We start from the raw sequence: 16,174 nt of genomic DNA, 5'->3' as shown, positions 1-16,174 counted from the left end.
CACCTCTTATGTTCTCGCAGAACCGGCGCGAAAAAATCCAAGCTGGGCCGATCTCAACTGGGTGGCCCGCATTCGCGGGCCATGACACCTGTTATGTGGTGGATCGCAACGCCAGCCTCGCGAACTCCGCGAAGCCACTTCCGCCGGGCTTCTTCGTGACGTAGCGCGGCAGAGCCTTCATCCGTGACGTGAAGGCGCGGATGTTCGCGACGCCGACGGAATTGCCGAAATGCGCGAACATCGGTTCGTCGTTTGGGGAATCGCCGAGATAGACGCAAGTGTTCTGCATCTGCGCATCGCTCAGCCGATACACGCCGCGCAGCAATTGCTGGATCATTCCCAATTTGTCGAAATCGCCGATCCAGGCGTTGATGTGGATCGAACTGAGCTTCACCGTCGCGCCCATCGCTTCCAGCCGCGCCATGAGGCGCGCGACGGTCTCGGGCGGCAACGCGTCCCGGTCCTCGCAGACATCGACGGCGATGTCGCTGATGCGGAAGGCCTGGTCGGCGGCAAGCGCGATGCCGGGAAATTCCTTGCGCAGTTTCGCGAACATCTTCTTCAGCCGCGCGGTGTCGACCGCGCGTTCTGCCTCGCTGCGGTGGAAGCGGCGGATCATCTTCCGCTTGTTGCGGTCGTAGAGGAAATAGAACGCGCCGTTCTCGCCCACCACGGCGTCCACCGGCCAGAACCGCGCGATCAGATCGCACCAGCCGGCCGGGCGGCCGGTGACCAGGATCACCTTGCGCCCGCTATCGCGCAGCCTTTCCAACTGGCGGTAGGTCGCGGCCGCGAGGCGACCGTCCTCGGTCAGCGTGTCGTCGATGTCGCTCAGGATGAAACGAAACCGGGCCGCCCGGCGCGCGGACAGGCGGGTGAGCGGGAGCATGGCGTCGGGCAAGCGGGAAATCCTCTTGCCGTGGTTTCTATCACCGCGAAGGGAATTCGTCTAAGCTCCGCGCGAAGCGAGAAGGTTGCCGGCGCATGGCGCGGGAATTGTGGACATTGCCCAACGCGATCACCGGCTACCGCTTCATCGCCGGGCCGCTGTGCCTGTTCCTGCTGGTCTATCCCATGGCGGGCTCGATCTGGGTCGTGCTGGGGCTGATGATCCTGGCGGAAATCTCCGACGCGCTGGACGGCTATGTCGCCCGCTTCGCGCGACAGGTGACCAAGGTCGGCAAGATCCTCGATCCAATGGCGGACGGGCTCTATCGCGGCTCGATCTTCATCGCCTTCCTCGCCATCGGCTGGATGCCGATGTGGATGCTGGCGGTGATCCTGATCCGCGACGTCGCGGTGTCGCATTTGCGCGAATTCGCCGAGGCCAAGCAGCAGACCCTGGGCGCGCGCGACAGCGGCAAGTGGAAGGCGGTGGCGCAGGCGGCGGCGCAGCTCAGCATCGTCGGCTTCTTCGCCCTGTTCGGCACCGCCCATCCCGAGGGCTTCGCCCTGCTCCGCTCGGTGATGCTGACCATCGCGGTTCTCGTCACCGCCTATTCCTTCGTCGATTACACGCTGAGCGTGCTCGGGCCGCAGCCGGCGGGCCGCTGAGGCGATGCCGTTCACCCGGTTCGGGACCTATGGCTATATCCATCATCGCGCCCTGAACGACCGGGCCGCGCTGGCCGTAGCCCTCCGCGCCATCGCCGCCTTCCCCGAGGTGACGCATATCTTCGAGGGCGATGTGTGCTGGCATTTCGCGGAGGGGCGCAGCGACCTCTATTTCCGCCATCCCCGCCGCATCTTCGACAGCCTGGACGCGCGGGCCATCGATGCCGCCGGGCCGGCGCTGATCCGGGTCGAGGATTTGGCGGCGCTGGTGCCCGCCGACGTGTTCCTCGCCATCGAGCTGAAGATCGGGCGCGGCCGCGGCGCGATCGAGCGGCTGATCGGCCTGCTCGACCGCGATTTCGCGGGGCGCTACTGGATCGACGGGTTCTCGCTCAAGCTGGCGAGCCTTGTGAAGGCGATGCGGCCCGACCTGACGGTCACGCTCCATACCGAGTATGTGAGCGGTGGCAAGGCGATGGTGCTGGCGCCGGACCGGATGGTTCCACAATTCGTCCCACTGACGCAGATGCCCCAGATCGACGGTATCGCGGTTCGCTGGTGGGGGAGCGCGGGCCGCATCGCGCGCGCCAGCGCCGACGTGCATCGCGCCGGCAAGACGCTGATCCTTTCGCGCCTCCACGACCTGGAACAATACCGCCTGTCGCGCCTGTGGCGGGCGAAGGCGGGATATATCCACGGCGACTTCGCGGAATTGATGCGCCACGAGGCCGAGACCTTCGATCCAGCAGGAAACGTCGTGGAGAATCGCGTCCCGCCGGGGTAGTGTCGGTGCGACGCCCGACGGTTCTGTATCTTGCATCCGACCCTGGCCCGCTATTATCCGACGGTTCCGGCCCTTCTGGCGCCGGCGGCGGGGCTGTTGCTGCTGACCGACAACCGGGTGGCGCTCGCCATCGCGCTGGTGCTGACCGCCTGCGTCAGCGCCATGGCGCTGCTCGGGTTTCAACGCCAGGGCGAGGCCTGGCCCCGCGCCTTCGCCGCGCTTGGCCGCGCCTCCATCGCGATCTTCTGCCTGACGCTGTTCGTCGTGTTCCTGGGCAATCACTGGCTGCCGGTTTGGGGCTTCATCGTCATCTATATCTGCGAGTTCATCCCGCCCTATCTGCGGGTCTTCGCGCAGCAGGCGGGGCGGCCGATCGGGGTCAGGCTCTCCGCGCGGCTGCGCATCGCGGTCTATCTGGTGGCGCAGGCGGCGATCATCATCGAGGCGGTGGCCGGCGGCAGCGCCCAGCCGATCCGCGGCCTGCCGGTGACGATGACGCTGTTCTGGCTCGCGGTGGCGAGCGCGGCGCTTTATCTCGTCGACCATGTCGTGGTGGCCTTCGCGCATATCGCGGACAGCCGCAAGCCGTCATGAACGTGCTCTACTTCGCCTGGGTGCGCCAAAAGATCGGGCGAGCCGAGGAAACCATCGAGCACACCCCGGCCCTGCGCACCGTGGGCGACCTCGCCGCGATGCTGAAGGCGCGCGGCGGCGGCTATGGCGAGGCGTTCGGCGATCTGCGCCGGCTGCGCGCGGCGGTGAACCAGAACCATGCCGGAATGGACGCCATCCTGGCGGCAGGCGACGAAGTGGCGTTCTTTCCGCCGGTGACGGGCGGATGATCGTCAATATCCATATCCAGGCCGAAGATTTCGACCTCAACGACGAGATCGAGGCGCTGAGCGGCGACGGGATCGGCGCGGTGGCGAGCTTCATCGGCCTGGTGCGCGGCGGCGACGGGCTGACCGCGCTGACGCTCGAACATTATCCCGGCATGACCGAGCGCGAGATCGCGCGCATCGCGCAGGAGGCGCAGGGGCGCTGGACGCTGAGCGGCATCACCATCATCCACCGCGTCGGGCGCTTAGCCGTCGGCGAGCGCATCGTGCTGGTCGCGGTCGCGGCGGCGCATCGCGGCAGCGCCCTGGAGGCCTGCCAGTTCCTGATGGACTATCTGAAAACCCGCGCGCCGTTCTGGAAGCAGGAAGAGCGCGACGGGGCGACCGACTGGGTGGACGCCAGGCCTTCCGACGACGCGGCGGCGGGACGCTGGCGCAAGACATGAATTTCCTTTGGGTCGCGTTCACGGTCGTCGCGGCGGCTGGCCAGACGGCGCGCAACGCCATGCAGCGCGAGCTGACCGCCAGCCTGGGCTCGGTCGGCGCCACCCATGTGCGGTTCCTGTTCGGCTTTCCCTTCGCGCTGATCTTCCTGGCGGCGGCTTCGCTGTTCACCCATGGCGCGCTGCCGGCGACGAATGCGCTGTTTTGGGTCTGGGTGCTGGCAGGCGCGTTGACCCAGATCGGCGGCACGGCGCTGATGTTGCTGACCATGACCGAGCGGTCCTTCGTCGTGACGGTGGCGTATCTGAAGACCGAGCCCCTGTTCGTGGCGGCGCTGGGGCTCGCCTTCCTGCACGACCCTCTGACGCCTGGCATGATCGCGGCGATCGTGATCGCGACCTCGGGCGTCGTCCTGATCTCCTTGCGCGGCCGCATCGCGGCGGGCGGCGGGATCCATTCGGCGCTCTACGGCCTGTCGGCCGGGGCGATGTTCGCGGTGTCGGCCATCGGCTATCGCGGCGCGATCCTGGCCCTGCACCTGCCGGGCTATGTCATGCCGGCGACCTTCACCCTGGCGGTGGGGCTGGTGACGCAGGCGGCGATCCTGACGCTCTATCTCGCGGTGCGCGATCCGCGCGTGCTGCGCGCGATCGTCCGGCTGTGGCGGCCCTCGCTGCTCGCCGGCTTCATGGGCGCCGCGGCGAGCGAGTTCTGGTTCCTCGCCTTCGCGCTGGCGACGGCGGCCAGCGTGCGCACGCTGGGGCTGATCGACGTGCTGTTCGCGCAGATGGTGAGTCACATCCTGTTCAAGCAAAAGACCACGGCGCGCGAGGCGGCGGGGATCGTGCTCCTGGTCGCGGGCGCGGTGCTGCTGGTCTATTCGCACGCCTGAACGCGCGCGGCATGGCCATGGCGGGCAAAATGCCTATATTGCCGGGCTATCGCGTATCGCAGGAGAGGACGATGGGATTTCTGGACGGAATGATCGGCGGCATGGTCGGCGCGGCGCTGGTGCCGGTGGTGAACGACTTTCTGAACCAGCATGGCGGCGTTCAGGGCATCGTGAGCCAGTTCGAGTCCCAGGGCATGGGCCCGACGGTGAACTCCTGGGTCAGCCACGGCCCGAACACGCCGATCACCGCCCAGCACGTGCAGACCGCGTTCGGCGACCAGACGATCGCCGCCCTGGCCGCGAAGGCCGGGATGTCGCCGCAGGAGCTGGCCGCCAAGCTGGCGCAGGTCCTGCCGCACGCGGTGGACGCGATGACGCCGGCCGGCGTGGTGCCGCCGAAGGGGTGAGACTCATTCCCACGACAGCTGATTCTTCGGGAGCTTTCCGCTGGGATCGTTCACCACTACGAGGTGCGGCGAAGCGTTCGACCACGTCCATAGCACGAGATTGCGCTCATCCGGAGCGGCGGCCTTGGCAAAACTGGGGACGATGACGCCGGCGTACCCATCGGCCTTCAGGCGATGCACAATCTTCCATGAAGGGGGTTCTGCGCCAGCAGCGGCAATCGCGGCCCAAGCACAGGCGAGTTCGGACGGCGCAATTCCCAAATCCACAAGCGCCTCGGCGTCGCTCAGATCGGCAATGTCGTCGCAGTCGATGTCATAACTGCAAAGCGTGCACGGATCGATTTTGTGGGCGAATCCTTGATTGGCTTCCTTGACGGCACCGACGGAAGAAAGCGCCAAGTAGAGTGCGGGCATGCCTTTTGGATTGAACCGGCCGCCATGGACGGCGGCACCATCCCCCGAGAGCGGTTTGAATGACCAACGCGGATCGTGCGCCCGATAGCACGTTCCGACGAATCTCACGCAAAGCCGCCCATGGCGATCGAATCCAGGTAGTCGCGCACGGCCGCGGCCTTTCCATCCTTCACCAGCGACTCCGCGGTGCGGCCGCCGAAGGCCGGAATGGGTTCAGCGCGATACCACGCCATGGCCTGATCCTTGCCGCCGGCCCATTCGGACACGCGATTAATGACCTCAAGCATTTCCTGCACGCGGTTTTGATTCTTTGGCGATCGCAGGCGCGCCGCCTTGTAGATCACCGACGGATTCAACCCCGCTGTCTGTGCAATCTGCGTCTTCGACATCGCGAAAGACTTTGCAATCTTCTCGATCACAAAGTTTCCACTTGCGTCCCTATAGCCAACAATGACATCGAAGCCGGACTTTGACCGCTTCGCACCGCCCTTGGAGACGGGCATTGAGCCATGCACTTCAGCGCGTGTGCCTGACTTCGCCTTGACGCGATGCCTTTTCCGCAGAAGCGCGGCGCGGCGCGTGGAAACTTCAGCTAACCGTGCCATATATTTTGCCCTATTTTAGGGGCATAATATAAGGCATTTCGATCCAAAACAACAGGCCAAAGCCCACCGCCCTACCCCGCCTTCGGCAACACCACGCGGCTCTTTTCCGCCCGCACGTCCTCGGCGTAGTCGTTCATCAGTGTCTCGCTGATCTGGCCGGGCTTGAAGCGGTAGGGGCCGACCTCGCTTACCGGGGTCACTTCCGCCGCCGAGCCGGTGATGAAGCACTCCGTGAAATGGATCAGCTCCTTCGGCTCGATGTGGCGGACGTTCACCGGGATCTGGCGCGCCTTGGCGAGCTCGATCACCGATTGGCGCGTGATGCCGTTGAGGAAACAATCCGGCGTCGGCGTGTGCAGCTCCCCGTCCTTGACGAAGAACACGTTGGCGCCGGTCGCCTCCGCGACATAGCCGCGATAGTCGTACATCAGCGCGTCGGCATAGCCGGCGGCTTCAGCGGCGTGCTTGGACAGCGTGCAGATCATGTAGAGGCCGGCGGCCTTGGCCTGGGTCGGCGCTGTGTCGGGCGCCGGGCGCTTCCAGTCGGCGATCGCCAGGCGGATGCCCTTCAGCTTCTCCTTCGGATCGAAATAGCTCGGCCACTGCCAGCAGGCGATCGCGACATGGATGTGGCTGTTCTGGGCGCTGACCGCCATCTGTTCGCTGCCCCGAAAGACCACGGGGCGGATATAGCCGTCGACGATGCCCTGCACCGCCGCCGCCTCGATGCAGGCCTCGTTGATCGTCTCCCGGGTGAACGGAATGTGCATGCCCAGGATCTTGGCGGAGGCAAAGAGCCGCTCGGTGTGCTCCTCCAGCTTGTAGATGCGGCCGTTGTAGATGCGCTCGCCCTCGAACACGCAGGAGCCGTAATGCAGGCCGTGGGTCAGGACATGGGTCTTGGCGTCGCCCCATTTCACCATATGGCCGTCATGCCAGAGGTGGCCCTGGCGCTGATCGAAGGGGATGATGTCGGCCATTGGGGTCTTTCCGGCCTTGCCCGGGCGCCGGGTTCAGCCTAGTTATCGCAAGGGGTTAGGGTCCTTTTGCCGGTATTATAGCGCCGGGGAAGGGCATGCAAACAAGGCATCGGGAATAGCTGCCATGACCGCCGCCCAGTCTTCGATGGAAGACCCGCATCTGCTGGTGGTGGACGACGACGAGCGGCTGCGCTCGCTGCTCCACCGCTACCTGACCTCGAACGGCTATCGCGTGACGGCGGCGGCGGACGCGGCGGGGGCGCGCGCCCTGATGAAGAGCTTCGCCTTCGACCTTCTGGTGCTGGACGTGATGATGCCGGGCGAGTCGGGCTTCGACCTGACCAAATCCGTGCGGGAGAATTCCACCGTGCCGATCCTGATGCTGACCGCCAAGGCGGAGGCCGAGGACCGCATCGCGGGGCTGGAGCTGGGCGCCGACGACTACCTGCCCAAGCCGTTCGAGCCGCGCGAGCTGGTGCTGCGGGTCAACGCGCTCCTGCGCCGCGCCGGGCCGCCGGCCAGCAACGCGCATGCCGAAGTGAAGATGGGCGAGGCGGTCTACGATCCGGAGCGCGGCCAGCTTCGCCGCAAGGGCAAGCCGGTGCACCTGACGAGTTCGGAGGCCGCGCTGCTGAAGCTGTTCGCGGCGAATGCGGGGCGCAGCTTCTCGCGCAGCGATCTGTGCACCCGGCTGGGCGTGGCGCTGGAGCGCTCGATCGACGTGCAGGTGACGCGGCTGCGCCGCAAGATCGAGGAAGACCCCAAGCTGCCGCTCTACCTGCAGACGGTGCGCGGCGTGGGCTATGTGCTGGTGCCGGACCGTGTCAGTTGACCGCGGCCTCGCCCGCTACGATCCGTTCCGCTACATGAAGCGCTTCCTGCCGCGCGGGTTGTTCTGGCGCTCGCTGCTGATCATCGGCATGCCGATGGTGCTGCTGATGGGCGTGATCACTTACGTCTTCTTCGAGCGGCATCTGGACACCACGACGCATTGGATGGCGCGCGACATCGCCGCCGACGCGGCGTTCCTGGTGGCCCTCGAAGACACCAGCGCGCCGGCGGAGCGGGTGCGGCTGCGGGCGCTGGCGGCGCGCATGCTGGACTATCCGGTGGTGTTCCTGCCCGGCCAGCAAATCGAGCCGCCGGCGCGGCAGCGGCGCAGCACCATCGACCGGGCGCTGGACGACGTGGTGGCGCAGCAGATCGCGGTCAAGCGGCATTTCGAGGTGTCGAGCGGCGACCGCACGATCGACATAAGGATCGAGGTGCATGACGGCGTGCTGCAGATGCTGGTGCCGCGCAGCCGCGTGACGGTGACGAGCCCCGACATCTTCATCGGGCTGACGGCGGGATCCTCGCTGATCCTGCTCGCCATCGCGATCCTGTTCCTGCGCAACCAGGTGCGGCCCATCGAGCGGCTGGCGCTGGCATCGGAGGCGTTCGGCAAGGGCCGCGCGGTGCCGGACTTCAAGCCTTACGGCGCCACCGAAGTGCGGCGCGCGGCACAGGCCTTCCTCACCATGCGCCAGCGCATCGAGCGCCATGTCGGCCAGCGCACCGAGATGCTGGCCGGCATCAGCCACGACATGAAGACGCCCTTGTCGCGCATGAAGCTGCAGCTCGCGATGATGGAGGAAAGCCCCGACATCCAGGCGCTGCGCGGCGACATCGCCGAGATGGAATACATGCTGAACGAATATCTCGACTTCGCGCGCGGCGAGGGCGGCGAGCAATCGACGCCGGAGGATTTGAGCGATCTGGCGCGCGACGCGGCGGCGGCCTGCGCCGGGGCGCTCGGCATGGAGCAGGCGAACGTCTCGGTCGAGGCGCCGGGGCCGATCCTGCTCGACGTCAAGCGCAAGGCGCTGCGCCGCTGCCTGACCAATCTGATCGAGAACGCGCTGAAATACGGGCGCCAGGCGAAGGTGACGGCGGTGCGCGACGAGCGCTTCGTGCGGCTGATCGTCGACGACGACGGGCCGGGCATTCCCGCCGAGCGGCGCGAGGAAGCGTTCCGCCCGTTCCACCGGCTGGACGAGGGGCGCAATCTGCAGACCGGCGGTTCGGGGCTGGGGCTTGCCATCGCGCGCGACATCGCGCGGGCGCACGGCGGCGACATCCTCCTGGACAAGAGCCCGATGGGCGGCCTGCGCGCGACGATCAGGCTGCCAGTGTGAATTTTACCCTCCCGCTCGCGGGAGGGTCGAAAAATTCGAACGCAGTGAGAATTTTTCGGGGAGGGGACGGTGTCGACAACCGAACTCTTCTGTTGAGACTGTCCCCTCCCCGAAATTTGCTGCGCAAATTTCGACCCTCCCGCAAGCGGGAGGGTTGTCAGGTGCCCAGTTGCTTTGCCCGCTTGTGCGCCGCGGCGACGGCTCTGCGCATCAGCGGTGTGAGACCGGTCTTCGCCATCAGCACGTTCAACGCCGCCTCGGTCGTGCCGCCGGGGCTGGTCACGGCGCGGCGCAGCTCCGACGGCGCGGACGGATCGGCGTCGAGCAAGGCCCCCGCACCCGCCACCGTCGCGCGCGCGAGTTTTTCCGCGAGGGCACGCGGCAGACCTTCGGCCTCCGCCGCATCGGCCAGCGCCTCGGCGAGCAGGAAGACATAGGCCGGACCGGAGCCGGAGACGGCGGTGACGGTGTCGATATCCGATTCGCGCTTGACCCAGAGGGTTTCGCCCAGCGCGGAGAGCAGCGCTTCGGCGAGTGCCTTATCCGGCGCGGTGACACCCTTGCCCGCGAACAGCGCGGTGATGCCGCGGCCGATGGCGCCGGGCGTGTTGGGCATGGCGCGCACGATCCGCGCCCGCGGACCCCAGGCCTGGCGCATCACGGCGATCGTCGTGCCGGCGGCGATGGAGAGCATCAATGCGCCGCTGCGCGCCAGGGGCGCGAGCGCGGCGGCCTCGGTCTTCAATATCTGCGGCTTCAGCGCGACGACGCAGGCGCGGGGCGCGGACGGAGTCGAGTTGCGCGACGCTCGCGAACAGCGCGATGCGGTTCTTCTTCGCGAGCGCCTTCAACTCGGGCGACGGCGACGGTTCGACCGCGATCACCGGGCCGAGCCCGCGCGTCGACCAGCCCTTCAGCAGCGCCGAACCCATGCGCCCGGCGCCGACGAGGAGGATGGGGCTCACGCCTGACCCGCGCACTCCAGCACCGCGGCCGCGACGGCTTCCTCGGCGGTCTTGCCGCCCCACAACACGAACTGGAAGGCCGGATAATAATGCTCGCAGGCTTCGAGCGCGAGGTTCAGCAGCGCTTCGCATTGCGAGGCCGAGGCGCGCGCGTCGGGGAAGATCATCGCGTGGCGGAAGACGATGGTGCCGTCCTCCGGCCACAGGTCGAAATGGCCGATCCACAGCCGCGCGTTCACATACATGAGAAGATCGGCGACGTTGCTGCGCCGCGTGCCGTCGGTGATGCGCATGTCGAAGGCGCTGGAGAGGTGCAGCGACTGAAGGTCCTCGCGCCAGGAGAAGCTGAAATGATGGTCGCTCCAGCGCCCGGCGACGGAGAGATTGAGCTCGTCGCGGCCGGCGCGCTCGAACGCCCAGCCGTTCTCCTCGACCGCCCGTTCGAGCATGTCGATCGGATGAATGGCGGCAGGGGCCTCGTCGTAATGCAGGACGGTCATCGAGCGCTCCGGATCCGACCGCGACGCAACGCGAAGCAGTCGTGAATCAAACTGGCACAAGATTTTGTGGCGGCACAAGAGTCCGACTCCAACAGACTCTGGACAGTCCGGTGCATCCACAGGGTTCGGGATGCGGCGATTTGAATCGGTGCGCGGCTAACCTCCCGCCTGCGGGAGGGTCGAAATTTGCGCAGCAAAGTCCATAGCGACAGCGTATGGACGGGGAGGGGACAGCGGCGCGGTTCGTGCCTTCACGGAGAGGCTTTCCCCCTCCCCGAAATTTGTCTCGCTCCGCGATCCAAATTTCGACCCTCCCGTAAACGGGAGGGTTTGACTACGGCGCCTGCTTCGCCTCCAGCGCGGCGATTCTCTTTTCCAGCGCTTCGTTCTCGGTGCGCGCCTTGGCGGCCATCGCTTTGACCGCCTCGAACTCCTCGCGCGGCACGAAATCCATGTCGGCGACCAGCTTCTCCAGCCGGTGCTTCACAAAGGTGTCGATCTCGTCGCGCACGCTCTTGGCCGCGCCGGCGGCGTCGGTGAAGAGCCGGGCCATGCCGTCGAGGAACGGATTGTCGGTTTGAGCCATGAAGGGCCTCCTGTCCCGACTTATATGGCGGTGGACGCCGTCCGCGGCAAGGCGCGCCGCTTGACAGGCGCGCGCGAAACGGACGTGGTTCGCTCATGATTCCGGCCCTGCTGCCCTATCCCGCCATCGACCCCATCCTGGTCCAGCTGGGGCCGTTCGCCATCCGCTGGTACGCGATCTCCTATATCGCGGGCCTGCTGTTCGGCTGGTGGGCCGCGTCGCGGATGACGCGCGAGGCCAGGCTGTGGAAGAATCCGACCTTCGCCGGCAAGGCGCCGATCACCGCCGACCAGATCGGCGACCTCGTGGTATGGGCGACCTTCGGCGTGATCCTGGGCGGGCGGCTGGGCTGGATCCTGTTCTACGGCATCGCGCTGTGCGCCGCCTCGCCGGAGACGGCGATGTGTCATATGCCGGACGGACCGAACCTGCCGCTCGGCTTCCTCTATCATCCGATGCACCTGATCACGATCTGGGAGGGCGGGATGTCCTTCCATGGCGGGCTCGCCGGCGTGGCGCTGGCGATCTGGCTGTTCTGCCGCAAGAACAGACTGCAGCTTTTCCCGGTCGCCGACATGATCGCGGTGGTGGCGCCGATCGGATTGTTCTTCGGCCGCATCGCCAATTTCATCAACGGCGAATTGTGGGGCAAGCCGACCGACGTGCCCTGGGCGATGGTGTTCTGCAACCGATATATCGAGGCGATTCACGGCGGCTGCCCCGCCGGTCCCATCGCGCGCCATCCGAGCCAGTTGTACGAGGCGTTCCTCGAAGGGCTGGTGCTGTTCGCGATCCTGCAGATCGCGCTGCGCGTCTACAAGGCGAATGAGCGGCCGGCGCTGCTGACCGGATTGTTCTTCGCCGGCTATGGCGTGTTCCGCTTCGTGGTCGAGTTCTGGCGCGAGCCGGACGGGCCGTTCCTCGGCTGGTTCAGCATGGGCATGGCGCTGTCGATCCCGCTATGGATCGCGGCGGGGTATTTCCTGTGGGCGGCGCTGAAGCCGCACGCCAACGGGCGGGCATGACGGCGCTCGGCGCGCGCATCGCGGCGGCGATCGTGGCCCAGGGGCCGATGCCGATCGCGCAGTTCATGACCATGGCGCTGCTCGATCCGCGCGAAGGCTATTACGCGACGCGCGATCCCCTGCGGGTGGATTTCATCACCGCGCCGGAGGTGAGCCAGATGTTCGGCGAACTCGTCGGGCTGTGGCTGGCACAGGCCTGGGCGGACCAGGGACGGCCGGCGCGGCCGGTGCTGGTCGAACTTGGGCCGGGGCGCGGCACGCTGATGGGCGATGCGCTGCGTGCGCTCAAGCTGGTGCCGGAGTTCCGCCGGCAGATCGAGGTCGTGCTGGTCGAGGCCAGCCCGGTGCTGGAGACGATCCAGCAGGCGGCGCTCGAAGGGATCGACGTTCCGATCCGCTCGGTGGCGAGCTTCGACGCGGTGCCGGCGGACCGGCCGCTGTTCCTGGTCGCCAACGAGTTTTTCGACGCGCTGCCGATCCACCAATATGTGAAGACCGCGCGCGGCTGGTGCGAGCGGATGGTGACGGTTGACGAGACCGGTACGCTCGGCTTCGCGCTGTCGCCGGTGCCTTATCCCTCGGCCAAGCTGCCGGCGAACCGCGATGGCGCGCCGCCGGGCGGCGTCTATGAGACCTCACCCGCCGGCGAGGCGCTGGTGGAGGAGATCGGCCACCGGATCGCGCAGCATGGCGGCGCGGCGCTGATCGTCGATTACGGCTATGACGCGCCGGGCTTCGGCGAGACGCTGCAGGCGGTGGCGAGCCACGCCTTCTCCGACGTGCTGGCGGCGCCGGGCACGCGCGATCTGTCGGCGCATATCGATTTCAACGCGCTCGCCGACGCGGCGGTGCGCGGCGGCGCGAGCGCCTGCGGGCCGGTGGAACAGGGCGCGTTCCTGACCGCGCTCGGCATCGTCGCGCGGGCGGAAAAGCTGGCGCGGAGCCAAAGGATGGGAACGCGCTGGACGGGCCATCTGAGCGAGGCACCGGAGGTGCGGCGGCAATTGGAGCGGCTGATCCTGCCCGAGCAGATGGGCACGCTGTTCAAGGCGCTGGCGATCGTGCCAAAGAACGCGCCGACGCCGGCGGGATTTTGACGCTCGCCGTCTCCTTCGGAACCGATTCGGCCGCACGAGAAAATTGGGTCGCCCGGACAGGCCTAGAGACAGCGTGGGCCGGGCGATGACGCGTTTTTTGATAATTTACAAATTAGGATCGTCATCGCCCGCTTTATGCGGGCGATCCAATTTTCTTCTCGCTATAGTGCGCTGCTGTCGGCGGGCAATCTCGATGACCAAGGGCTTCTGGGTCTACATCATGGCCAGCAAGCCGTGGGGCACGCTCTACACCGGCGTGACAAGCGATATCGAAGCACGCGTCTTTCAGCATCGCGAAGGGCTGTTCGAGGGCTTTACCAAGAAGTACGACGTGAAGACGCTCGTCTATTTCGAAGAACATGCGCAGGCGCATCCCGCCATCCAGCGCGAAAAGCGGATCAAGAAGTGGCCGCGCGCTTGGAAGATTAATCTGATACGCACGGACAATCCCGATTGGAACGACTTGGCGGAGACGTGATATCCGAAAATGATGACGCCGGCGGAGATAGAAAATTGGGTCGCCCGGACAAGCCGGGCGATGACGGACTGAATTATCGATATGTTGATACTGACCGCCGCCAACCTTTCCACCTTGTCCGGCATCGGCCACGGGTTCTTCGGGCGCGCGGGGCGGTGTTTCAACGGGGATTTATCAGTCGCTCAATTGCGGACCCGGCTCCGGCGATGCGCGGGCGAACGTGATCGAGAACAGGCGTCGCGTGCGCGATGCGCTCGGCGCGGATGTCTTGGTCACGCTGGGACAGGTGCACAGCGCCAATGTCGTCGCCGTCACCAAGCCCTGGCGCATCGGCGAAACGCCGCAGGACGATGCCAGGCATATTCCGCTCGGCGACGCGATGGTGACGGCGGTGCCCGGCATCGCGCTCGGCATCCTGACGGCCGACTGCGCGCCGGTGCTGTTCGCGGACGGCGGGGCGCGGGTGATCGGCGCGGCGCATGCGGGCTGGAAAGGCGCGCTCGGCGGCGTGCTGGAAGCTACGCTGGACGCGATGGAGGCGCTGGGGGCGCGGCGCGGCCGGATCGCCGCCGCCATCGGGCCCTGCATCTCCCAGGCAAACTACGAAGTCGGACCGGAATTCGCGGCGCGATTCGCCGCCGACGACGCCGGCAACGCGAAATTCTTCGTCCCCAGCAACCGCGAGGCGCATTTCCGATTCGACCTGGAAGGTTTTGTCGCGGCGCGGCTGGCGCGGGCCGGGGTGGACAACATTGCCGCGCTTTCCGCCTGCACCTATGCGCGCGCCGCCGACTTTTTCAGCTTCCGCCGCGCCACCCATGCCAAGGAACCCGATTACGGACGCGAAATATCGGCGATCGTGCTGCGCTGACACTTCCCGGCCGGGAGCGGTCTTGCTACAAGCCCGTCATCAAAACATCACATGCGTGGGGCCGCCTTCATGACCGAACCGAACGGATCGACGGGTATGAAGCTGCTGGCGGGCAACTCCAATCCCGAACTGGCCAAGGCCATCGCCGCGTTCCTCAAGCTGCCCTCCACCAAGGCGACGGTGCGCCGCTTCGCCGACATGGAAGTGTTCGTCGAGATCGAGGAGAACGTCCGCGGCGAGGACATCTTCGTCGTCCAGTCGACCAGCTTCCCGGCCAACGACAATCTGATGGAGCTGTTGATCATCATCGACGCGCTCAGGCGCGCCTCGGCGCGGCGCATCACGGCGGTGCTGCCCTATTTCGCTATGCGCGGCAGGACCGCAAGGTCGGTCCGCGCACGCCGATCTCGGCCAAGCTGGTGGCCAACCTGATCACCGAGGCGGGCGCCAGCCGCGTGCTGACCGTCGATCTGCATGCCGGGCAGATCCAGGGCTTCTTCGACATCCCGACCGACAATCTGTTCGCCATGCCGGTGATGGTGCGCGACATCCAGGACTATCTGGGCACCGGCGATCACCTGATGGTGGTGTCGCCCGACGTCGGCGGCGTGGTGCGGGCGCGTGCGCTGGCCAAGCGGCTGGGCACCGAACTCGCCATCGTCGATAAGCGCCGCGAGCGGGCGGGCGAATCGGAGGTGATGAACATCATCGGCGATGTGCGGGGGCGAAGCTGCATCCTGATCGACGACATCGTCGACAGCGGCGGCACGATCTGCAACGCGGCGGAGGCGCTGCTGAAGAACGGCGCCAAGGATGTGTGCGCCTATGCGACCCATGGCGTGCTGTCGGGCGGCGCGGTGGCACGCATCGCGGGATCCAAGCTGAAGTCGATGGTGGTGACCGATTCGATCGCCGCCACCGAGGAGCAGCGCAAATGCCCGAACATAAGGCGCATCTCCATCGCGCCCCTGATCGGCGAAGCGATGCGGCGGATCAACCACGAAGAGAGCGTGTCGAGCCTGTTCGATTAAATCCAATTTGAAGGCGCTCCAGCACCCCAAGACTCTCGGCATTCGACAACGGGTGTCATACCCCGCGAATGCGGGGTACCCAGTTGACGCCTGCTCCGGCGGTGCGCATTTCACCTGGGTCCGCCGCATTCGCGGCGGATGACACCGAGTGATGTGAGTTCCTGGTTCAGGACAGCAGGCACAACCGTATCGGCCGTCCCCCGGCCGATAACGCGGTCTTAATCCGGCCGGCCTAGCCTGGGTGTCCCCCGAACGGAACACCCATGGCATCTGTCGACACCGTCGCGGCGAACCGCGAGGTCCAGGAACGGCCCCTGCTCGACGTCGCGGTGTTTTCCGCGACCAGCTTCCTGTCGGCCCTTCTGCTGTTCAGCGTCGAGCCGCTGTTCTCGAAGATGGTGCTGCCGGTGCTGGGCGGTTCCGCCGCGGTCTGGTCGGTCGCCATGGTGGTGTTCCAGAGCCTGCTGCTCGGCGCCTATGTCTATGCCTGGGCGCTCGCCTCCTTCGTCGATCTGCGCAAGGCGG

The 16,174-nt window shown here is 66.5% G+C and carries 20 protein-coding genes and 3 pseudogenes; 15 read left to right on the top strand and 8 right to left on the bottom strand.

From position 1 onward, the window contains the following. Positions 1 to 91 precede the first annotated feature (91 nt). The gene (locus WDM86_13015; protein ID MEI9990950.1) at positions 92 to 901 is read right to left on the bottom strand and encodes an HAD-IIB family hydrolase; all 810 of its coding nucleotides are present in this window, start codon (positions 899 to 901) and stop codon (positions 92 to 94) included. An 83-nt stretch (positions 902 to 984) separates the two neighbouring features. On the opposite strand from WDM86_13015, the gene pgsA reads away from it, so the two are divergent. The 7 genes from pgsA (at position 985) to WDM86_12980 (ending at position 4,920) form a co-directional block, all read left to right on the top strand. Further along, entirely contained in the window at positions 985 to 1,554 is a 570-nt protein-coding gene (gene pgsA, locus WDM86_13010; GenBank protein ID MEI9990949.1) for a CDP-diacylglycerol--glycerol-3-phosphate 3-phosphatidyltransferase, read from the top strand. Positions 1,555 to 1,558: 4 nt separating this feature from the next. After that, positions 1,559 to 2,338: a hypothetical protein gene (locus WDM86_13005; GenBank protein MEI9990948.1), complete on the top strand. Its 780-nt coding sequence runs from the start codon at positions 1,559 to 1,561 to the stop codon at positions 2,336 to 2,338. Positions 2,339 to 2,368: 30 nt separating this feature from the next. Then, entirely contained in the window at positions 2,369 to 2,932 is a 564-nt protein-coding gene (locus tag WDM86_13000; GenBank protein MEI9990947.1) for a hypothetical protein, read from the top strand. Then, complete coding sequence (gene moaD, locus WDM86_12995; protein MEI9990946.1) at positions 2,929 to 3,180, top strand: molybdopterin converting factor subunit 1; 252 nt, start codon at positions 2,929 to 2,931, stop codon at positions 3,178 to 3,180. The genes WDM86_13000 and moaD overlap by 4 nt, the downstream gene beginning before the upstream one ends. Beyond that, positions 3,177 to 3,623, top strand: a complete 447-nt coding sequence (locus WDM86_12990; protein MEI9990945.1) for a molybdenum cofactor biosynthesis protein MoaE — start codon at positions 3,177 to 3,179, stop codon at positions 3,621 to 3,623. The genes moaD and WDM86_12990 overlap by 4 nt, the downstream gene beginning before the upstream one ends. After that, complete coding sequence (locus WDM86_12985) at positions 3,620 to 4,513, top strand: DMT family transporter (GenBank protein MEI9990944.1); 894 nt, start codon at positions 3,620 to 3,622, stop codon at positions 4,511 to 4,513. The genes WDM86_12990 and WDM86_12985 overlap by 4 nt, the downstream gene beginning before the upstream one ends. A gap of 71 nt (positions 4,514 to 4,584) precedes the next feature. Further along, on the top strand, positions 4,585 to 4,920 hold the full coding sequence (locus WDM86_12980) for a YidB family protein (GenBank protein MEI9990943.1): 336 nt from the start codon (positions 4,585 to 4,587) through the stop codon (positions 4,918 to 4,920). 3 nt (positions 4,921 to 4,923) lie between these two features. Here WDM86_12980 and WDM86_12975 read toward each other — a convergent pair whose 3' ends face one another. The 3 genes from WDM86_12975 to WDM86_12965 form a co-directional block, all read right to left on the bottom strand. Next, positions 4,924 to 5,442, bottom strand: coding sequence for an RES domain-containing protein (locus WDM86_12975; GenBank protein MEI9990942.1), 519 nt, complete (start codon positions 5,440 to 5,442; stop codon positions 4,924 to 4,926). Then, entirely contained in the window at positions 5,439 to 5,939 is a 501-nt protein-coding gene (locus tag WDM86_12970; GenBank protein MEI9990941.1) for an MbcA/ParS/Xre antitoxin family protein, read from the bottom strand. Before WDM86_12970 ends, WDM86_12975 begins: the two co-directional genes overlap by 4 nt. Positions 5,940 to 6,010: 71 nt before the next feature. Beyond that, positions 6,011 to 6,919 (bottom strand): branched-chain amino acid aminotransferase, encoded by a 909-nt coding sequence (locus WDM86_12965; GenBank protein MEI9990940.1) that lies wholly within the window; start codon positions 6,917 to 6,919, stop codon positions 6,011 to 6,013. Between the two features lie 124 nt (positions 6,920 to 7,043). Between WDM86_12965 and WDM86_12960 the strand changes: the two genes are divergently transcribed. Together WDM86_12960 and WDM86_12955 are read left to right on the top strand one after the other, a co-directional pair. Next, positions 7,044 to 7,751 carry a response regulator gene (locus WDM86_12960; protein MEI9990939.1) on the top strand — a complete coding sequence of 236 codons (708 nt, stop codon included), beginning with the start codon at positions 7,044 to 7,046 and terminating at the stop codon, positions 7,749 to 7,751. Beyond that, a complete protein-coding gene (locus WDM86_12955) occupies positions 7,741 to 9,096 on the top strand; it encodes an ATP-binding protein (GenBank protein ID MEI9990938.1) in 1,356 nt (451 codons plus the stop codon). Before WDM86_12960 ends, WDM86_12955 begins: the two co-directional genes overlap by 11 nt. Positions 9,097 to 9,253: 157 nt before the next feature. Here the strand turns inward: WDM86_12955 and proC are convergent. The 3 genes and pseudogenes from proC to WDM86_12940 all read right to left on the bottom strand — a co-directional run bounded on the left by proC (position 9,254) and on the right by WDM86_12940 (position 11,147). Continuing rightward, a pseudogene (gene proC, locus WDM86_12950) lies at positions 9,254 to 9,862 on the bottom strand (pyrroline-5-carboxylate reductase). Positions 9,863 to 10,057: 195 nt separating this feature from the next. Then, positions 10,058 to 10,561 carry a YbjN domain-containing protein gene (locus WDM86_12945; GenBank protein MEI9990937.1) on the bottom strand — a complete coding sequence of 168 codons (504 nt, stop codon included), beginning with the start codon at positions 10,559 to 10,561 and terminating at the stop codon, positions 10,058 to 10,060. A gap of 334 nt (positions 10,562 to 10,895) precedes the next feature. Then, positions 10,896 to 11,147: an accessory factor UbiK family protein gene (locus WDM86_12940; GenBank protein ID MEI9990936.1), complete on the bottom strand. Its 252-nt coding sequence runs from the start codon at positions 11,145 to 11,147 to the stop codon at positions 10,896 to 10,898. Between the two features lie 95 nt (positions 11,148 to 11,242). Here WDM86_12940 and lgt point away from each other — a divergent pair, with 95 nt between their 5' ends. The 6 genes and pseudogenes from lgt (at position 11,243) to WDM86_12910 (ending at position 15,649) form a co-directional block, all read left to right on the top strand. Continuing rightward, positions 11,243 to 12,172 carry a prolipoprotein diacylglyceryl transferase gene (lgt, locus tag WDM86_12935; protein ID MEI9990935.1) on the top strand — a complete coding sequence of 310 codons (930 nt, stop codon included), beginning with the start codon at positions 11,243 to 11,245 and terminating at the stop codon, positions 12,170 to 12,172. After that, positions 12,169 to 13,269, top strand: coding sequence for an SAM-dependent methyltransferase (locus tag WDM86_12930; GenBank protein ID MEI9990934.1), 1,101 nt, complete (start codon positions 12,169 to 12,171; stop codon positions 13,267 to 13,269). Before lgt ends, WDM86_12930 begins: the two co-directional genes overlap by 4 nt. Positions 13,270 to 13,462: 193 nt before the next feature. Next, positions 13,463 to 13,747, top strand: coding sequence for a GIY-YIG nuclease family protein (locus WDM86_12925; protein MEI9990933.1), 285 nt, complete (start codon positions 13,463 to 13,465; stop codon positions 13,745 to 13,747). Between the two features lie 160 nt (positions 13,748 to 13,907). Beyond that, positions 13,908 to 14,618, top strand: a pseudogene (gene pgeF, locus WDM86_12920) (peptidoglycan editing factor PgeF). A gap of 51 nt (positions 14,619 to 14,669) precedes the next feature. After that, complete coding sequence (locus WDM86_12915; protein MEI9990932.1) at positions 14,670 to 15,050, top strand: ribose-phosphate pyrophosphokinase-like domain-containing protein; 381 nt, start codon at positions 14,670 to 14,672, stop codon at positions 15,048 to 15,050. After that, positions 14,978 to 15,649, top strand: a pseudogene (locus tag WDM86_12910) (ribose-phosphate pyrophosphokinase). Before WDM86_12915 ends, WDM86_12910 begins: the two are co-directional and overlap by 73 nt. A 232-nt stretch (positions 15,650 to 15,881) precedes the next feature. Here the strand turns inward: WDM86_12910 and WDM86_12905 are convergent. Beyond that, on the bottom strand, positions 15,882 to 16,094 hold the full coding sequence (locus tag WDM86_12905) for a hypothetical protein (protein ID MEI9990931.1): 213 nt from the start codon (positions 16,092 to 16,094) through the stop codon (positions 15,882 to 15,884). Between the last annotated feature and the right edge of the window lie 80 nt (positions 16,095 to 16,174).

The organism is Rhizomicrobium sp. (genome assembly GCA_037200045.1).
Classification (GTDB): Bacteria; Pseudomonadota; Alphaproteobacteria; order Micropepsales; family Micropepsaceae; genus Rhizomicrobium.
The sequence above is the reverse complement of the archived record's forward strand: the minus strand, read 5'-3'. Positions and strand labels throughout refer to the sequence as shown.